4 protein-coding genes and 1 pseudogene are annotated in these 6,070 nt (G+C 64.5%); 1 reads left to right on the top strand and 4 read right to left on the bottom strand.

Annotation, left to right across the window (positions count from 1 at the left end; genetic code table 11):
• The 4 genes and pseudogenes from A2J02_RS23670 to styD form a co-directional block, all read right to left on the bottom strand.
• Positions 1-474 (bottom strand): annotated as a pseudogene (locus A2J02_RS23670) (amino acid transporter); the annotation flags it as partial.
• Positions 467-2,413 (bottom strand): primary-amine oxidase, encoded by a 1,947-nt coding sequence (locus A2J02_RS23665; protein WP_068054458.1) that lies wholly within the window; start codon positions 2,411-2,413, stop codon positions 467-469. The gene A2J02_RS23665 and the pseudogene A2J02_RS23670, both read right to left, overlap by 8 nt.
• An 88-nt stretch (positions 2,414-2,501) precedes the next feature.
• Positions 2,502-3,071: a TetR/AcrR family transcriptional regulator gene (locus tag A2J02_RS23660; protein WP_082899042.1), complete on the bottom strand. Its 570-nt coding sequence runs from the start codon at positions 3,069-3,071 to the stop codon at positions 2,502-2,504.
• A 254-nt stretch (positions 3,072-3,325) separates the two neighbouring features.
• Positions 3,326-4,810: a phenylacetaldehyde dehydrogenase StyD gene (gene styD / locus A2J02_RS23655; protein WP_068054454.1), complete on the bottom strand. Its 1,485-nt coding sequence runs from the start codon at positions 4,808-4,810 to the stop codon at positions 3,326-3,328.
• Positions 4,811-5,101: 291 nt separating this feature from the next.
• Between styD and A2J02_RS23650 the strand changes: the two genes are divergently transcribed.
• A partial coding sequence (locus A2J02_RS23650; RefSeq protein ID WP_068054450.1) for a carbon-nitrogen hydrolase family protein occupies positions 5,102-6,070 on the top strand: 969 nt, incomplete at its 3' end.

Raw genomic sequence — 6,070 nt, 5'->3', positions numbered from 1 at the left:
ACCGAGATCGATGCTGCGGTAGCCGAGCAGCGCCACGATCGCGACGAGACCGAGCGCCCACAACCACCACGGCAGGTCGGGTCCGCCGTACTTCACGACCAGGCTGTCGACGGTCGATGCGGCGAGGCCGTAGATACCCGCCTGAATGGCGGTGTATGTCAGCAGCGCGAGACCCGCGGCACCGACGCCCATGGTTCTCCCGAGCCCCTTCTCCACGTAGGCGTAGAACGCACCGGTGTCCACCATGTGTCGGCTCATGGCCGCGTACCCGACGCTGAAGATCAGCAGGACGACCGCCGCGACGATGTAGGCGAGCGGAGCGCCCGCTCCGTTACCTGTGGCTATCATGACCGGCAGGGCCCCACCGATGGCCGTCAGCGGCGCTGCAGCGGCGATGACCAGGAACACGATTCCGACGACGCCGATGGATCCGCGGAGCGCACCTGCCGTCGAATTCGATTGCGTTTCAGACATTCTGCTCACCGCTCGCGCAGCTCGAGGCGGCGCAGTGCGCAGAACTCGAGCGCGGCACGTCGAGGGTGGGGTTGCGATCGAAGAATCCCGCGGGCTTCAGTTTGAAGCCGGTGTAGTCCACCGGCATGATCGGCCAGTCCTCGGGTCTCGGGAAGTGGGTGAGCCCGAAGGTGTGCCACAGCACGATGTCCTCGTCGACGAGGCTACGGTTCGACGCCACGAATGCCGGCAGACCCGCTCCCCCATGATGCTGGTTGACGAAATCGCCTGCGGCATAACGTTCGCTTCGGTCGAACTGCGTCACCCAGAGATGCTTGGTGGCGAACGTGGCACGTCGCGCGATCGACGAGTTGTCGTCGGCCAGCAGCAATGGCTGGCCTTCGGGGTGCAGCGTGTATCCGACGGGCTTTCCGAGCCGGCTCAGCGAGGTCGGATTGGTGACGTGCCAGACGCGGCCCACCGTGCCGTCGGCGATACGTTGCGCCTCGGCTTCCGTGGCCAGTGGGGTGTGTTGCAGAGCAAAGGCATTGCCGTGCAGGTTGTCCGGTCCCATCGGTACCCGGCGGGTCTCGATCTCCTCGACGGAGTTGCCGATACCGTCGACCATCATGTCGAGTCGCGCACTGAACAGATGCTGGTGGCACGGCGCTCCGAGTCCCGGGGCGATCTCTGTTGCGTAGGGGTAGTCACCACCGGGATGCCCGGACGTGAATACGATTCCGGTTGCTTTGACCTCGAATTCGATGGTGCCGTCGAGGTAGAGGTACCAGAAGAATCCGTAGTCGTAGTTGCCGATGGTGGTGAAGAAGGAGATCACGAGTCGGCGCTGGCGGCGGGTCTCCTGCGAGCCCGACCACAGATCGGTGTGCTTCCAGAGCACTCCGAAGTCCTCCTCGTGCATGCACACGGCGTTGGTCAGCGTTTTCGGGTTGCCGAATTCGTCGGCGATCACGGCGTCGAAGTACGTGATATCGCCGACGCAGTCGCACCCGAGTTCGAGTGAGTTCGCGTACCGTCCCACCAGATACTCACCGGTGTCGAAGTAGTTCTGCCACGACCGAACCGGGGACGGATCTCCATAGGGGACAACCATTTCGGCGATCGAAGCGCGGTGAACGATCGGGCGCACGGTACCCCGGTCCTCGAACCCGATCTGGTGCAGCACCAGGCCCTCACGCACATCGAAGCCGACCCTGAAGGACCACTTCTCCCAGTCGACGCGATTGCCCCGAACCGTGAAGCTCGGGCCGTCGGGTTGAGTGATCTCGATCGGCTTCTGCGTGGTGCGCAGCGGGCCGGTGACGGACAGATCGTCGAAGTTTCCCGACTCCTCCGGAATGGGAACCGCACCCAGGTCGACGACCTTGTCCACCGTCCGATTCATCACGTCCACGAAGGCGACCAGACCGTCGATGGGATGCGCCCACGCATGATCGGCCGGGTAGTCCTGACGAAAGGCCAGGCCGCGCAGGATGCGTCGACCATGCTCGCCCGGGTAGTCGAACACCCCTGCTGACAGGGGTGCCACTCGTACGTGTGCTACGTCCAGTCCGCGCGCGGCCAGCGCGGCAAGCCAGTCCGGATCGGTGGAGAGCACGCTCTCGACGAGCTCGAATTCCTCGTCGAGCACCGGCATCTGGCCGTCACGGATCGCGTCGAGCCGCGTGGAGCCGATCACCTGACGCTCGTCGAGAGAGACGAGAAGATCGACGGCATCGGGTGTCGAGATGTCGTGCAACAGCACCCGGAAGGTACGTCGGGTGGTCGGTTCGGCGGCGTACAGCTCGGCCTTGTCCGGTTCGTCCAGTCCGACGTAGACGAACCGGGTTGCAGCAGTGACGAATCCGGCGGCATCGACGACATTCCGAACCTGTGCGATCTCGTCTTCGGTGGGCAACGACAAGGCGTGGTCGATTGCGTGGGGCGTGAGGGTTGGCATGGATGTTCCTCGAGGTCGGGTGTTGGTTCTACAGACGTTGAATAACGAAGGCATGCGGGCAGGGCCGAATCGCCCGCCCGCAGGGTGGCTACAGCTGAGCTATGAACCGGTCGAGCATCTCGAACTGCCGGTCGGCAGTGGTGTCATCGGGAGTGAGCACGCCGAGAATCTGCATACCCATCATCATGTTGAGCAACGTTTCGACGGCGAGATCGACGTCGAAGTCGCCGGCGTCGCCTTCTGCGCGAGCCTGCTCGAGAAACTCCGCCATCCGCGCCCGCCACGACACCAAGGATCGACGGTTCGTGTCGTCCATGTGCTCGTCGTACATCGCGCGTTGCCACAGCGAGACTGCAATTCTCGCCTCGAGCAAAGTCTCTTCGGTCGTCGGCATCACTTCTCGGCAAAAGATGCGGAGGGCATCGAATCCCGTTGCATCGCCGAGAGCTTCGTCGATACGGCGGTTCGTTGCCTCGAAGACGTGCTCGAATGCGGTGCGGAGAATCTCGTCCTTGCCCGCGAAGTAGTGGCTCAGTGCACCGTTCGTGTATCCCGCCTCGGTCGCGATGTCCCGCATGTTCGCGGCATCGATCCCCTTGGCAGCGATCAAACGCCAGGTTGCCGCAGTGATCGCGCGGCGGCGTTCGTCGTGATCCACGAGCTTCGGCACAGCCCTACGGTAGCGGCTCCCTGCTCGGACCTAGGGTTCGGGCATCGTCATCATCGCCTTCCGATCCGTTCGGACGTTGTTCTACGTCCGTTGAACTAAATCTTCCGACCTGCTCGTTACGAATCGCGCTTCCGTCGGTAAACACCGCGTTACCCCACGTGAGCGGAACTTCGACCCCTGCTACGAGGTTCCGCTCACCTGGGTCGTTCCGCAGGCTCCACTCCCGCTCACCTGCGTCAGCTCTACAGAACGATCGTGACGACTTTTTCCTCGGTGTTGGCCTCGATACCGGCCCATCCGAGTTCACGGCCCGTGCCACTGGATTTCATGCCGCCCCAGGGGAGGGCGGGATCGATTGCGGCCCAACCGTTCACCCACACCGCGCCGGATCGAACCTGCGCAGCAAGGGTGTGCGCCCTCGACACGTCGCGGGTCCAGATGCTCGCGGCCAGTCCGTACACCGTGCCGTTGGCGATGGCGATGGCCTCGTCGGCGGTGTCGAACGGAATCACCGTGCCGACGGGGCCGAAAATCTCCTCCTGCGCGATCTTCATGTCGTTGTCCGCGTCGGTGAAGATCGTCGGCTCGACGAAATACCCTGCGCCGTCGGGCCGGCCGCCACCCGCCGCCACTCGCGCTCCACCGTCGCGTCCGGCCTGGATGTACCCCAGAACGCTGTCGCGCTGCTTCGCGTTGACCAGCGCACCCATCGTCGTCGACGGATCGAACGGATCACCCAGAACCTGAGCCGACGCCGCAGCGGCCAGACCGTCGACCACCTGCGAGTACAGCGAGCGATGCACCAGAACCCGCGTACCGGCCGCACACACCTGGCCCTGGTTGAAGAACAATCCCATCGCGGTTCCGTTGATCGCCGCCTCGAGATCCGCGTCCTCGAGAATGATCTGCGGGGACTTGCCGCCGAGTTCGAGCGTGGTCCGCTTGAACGTATCTGCAGCTTTCTTGGCGATGAGCTTGCCGACCCGAGGGCTGCCGGTGAAGCTGATCTTGTCTACGTCCGGATGCCCGACCAACGCGTCGCCGGTCACTTCTCCAAGTCCTGGAACAACATTGACCACTCCGGCAGGTACTCCCGCCTCGTCGATCAGACGAGCCAGATGCAGGATGGACAACGGCGCATCCTCCGGCGGCTTGACGACCACGGTGTTTCCGGCGGCCAACGCGGGCGCGAGCTTCCACGCGGCAATCATCAGCGGGGTGTTCCAGGGAACGATCATGCCGATGACGCCCACCGGCTCACGGACGGTGTACGAGTGCGTCGGCTGCCCGAAGTAGCCCGCAGTGGGGATGGAGCTGCCGGTGATCTTGTCGGCCCAGCCGGCGAAGTGCCGGAACGTGGCTGCGGCATTGGGAATGTCGAGCATGGCCGGTTGACCCACGGGCTTGCCCACGTCGAGAGCCTCGAGCCGGGCCAGTAGGTCCCCGTCACGTTCGATGAGGTCGGCAATCCGGTTGAGCAGCTTCCCGCGCACTGCTCCGGGCGTCGCGCCCCACTCACCACCGAGCTGGGCACGGGCGGCACGCACCGCTGCATCGACGTCCGACGCGGTGGCTGCAGCAACCTCGGCGAGTGGCTGTTCCGTCGTGGGGTTGATGTCGGTGAACGTGCCTCCGTCGGAAGCGCCGTGCCACTGCCCCGCGATGTAGAGCTCGGTGGCGGTGTCGGTCGGCAACGACGGTGCGGCCGATTCCTGGACTGCAGTCATGTGTGTTGGCTCCTTCTCGGGTGCCGATCGCGGCACCTGTGGCGTGTCCGGTCCAGACTGCGCCCGGACAGGCGAGAAGGTCTTGTGTGATCGCGCACACATTGTGCGGTAGATGCGCACCGCCGATCGACCTCCTCGCGTGACGATCGTGTGTCGAGACACCCGGCCTCGGTTACCGCCGTGTTTCACCGCCCTGGCATGCGACGGAGAGTCAATTATTCCGACACATCGAGGCCATCCATCGGCCTCTCAGCAGGCAAAACTGGTGCCCTCCCACACGAAAGGCCCGCAATGACACACCACCAGTTTCGCGCCGCGGCAGTCCAGGCCGCGCCGGTATTTCTCGATCTCGACGCCTCGATCGACAAGGCGGTCGGCCTGATCGAGGACGCGGCCCGCGCCGGAGCCGAACTCATCGCGTTTCCCGAGACCTACCTGCCCGGCTATCCCTGGTACATCTGGCTCGACGCACCGGCGTGGGGATTTCAGTTCACGCAGCGCTACTTCGACAACTCACTGGAGTACGGAACACCCCAGGCAGCTCGAATTGCGCAGGCCGCCAAAGACAACCACATCATGGTCGTGATGGGCCTGAGCGAGCGATACAAGGCCAGCCTCTACATCGCCCAGTGGATCATCGACGCCGAAGGCAAGACCGTCGCGATGCGCCGCAAGCTCAAGCCGACTCACGTCGAACGCACCGTGTACGGCGAGGGTGACGGCTCCGACCTATCGGTATACGACACCGACCTCGGACGCGTCGGCGCACTGTGCTGCTGGGAGCACCTGCAACCGTTGTCGAAGTACGCGATGTACGCCCAGAACGAGCAGGTGCACATCGGTGCCTGGCCCAGCTTCTCGCTCTACACCGGCGCGGCCTACGCCCTCGGGCCGGAGGTCAACACCGCTGCCAGCCGCATCTACGCCGTCGAAGGCGGCTGCTTCGTCATCAGTCCCTGCGCGACCGTCTCCCCCGAGATGATCGACATCATGTGCACCGACGACGCCAAGTGCGCGATGCTCACCGCAGGCGGCGGTCATGCCCGCATCTTCGCGCCCGACGGCCAACTGATGCACGAGCCGCTCGCACCCGACGCGGAAGGCATCGTCTACGCCGACATCGACACCAGCCTCATTTCGATCGCCAAGGCCGCCGCCGACCCGGCCGGCCACTACTCCCGTCCCGACGTGACACGGTTGTGGCTCAACAAGACTCCGGGCGACCGCGTCGTGTCGGGAGCGCAGCCCGTCGCGAACGCG

The sequence above is a fragment of the Rhodococcus sp. EPR-147 genome (assembly GCF_001647185.1).
Taxonomy (GTDB): Bacteria; Actinomycetota; Actinomycetes; order Mycobacteriales; family Mycobacteriaceae; genus Rhodococcoides.
Note: the sequence above shows the minus strand (reverse complement) of the source record. Positions and strands in the feature narration are given on the sequence as shown.

What these genes read in the sequence shown, in the direction of transcription:
- A2J02_RS23665 (WP_068054458.1), bottom strand. Translation starts at nt 2,413, where the DNA reads ATGCCAACCCTCACGCCCCACGCAATCGACCACGCCTTGTCGTTGCCC.
- styD (WP_068054454.1), bottom strand. Translation starts at nt 4,810, where the DNA reads ATGACTGCAGTCCAGGAATCGGCCGCACCGTCGTTGCCGACCGACACC.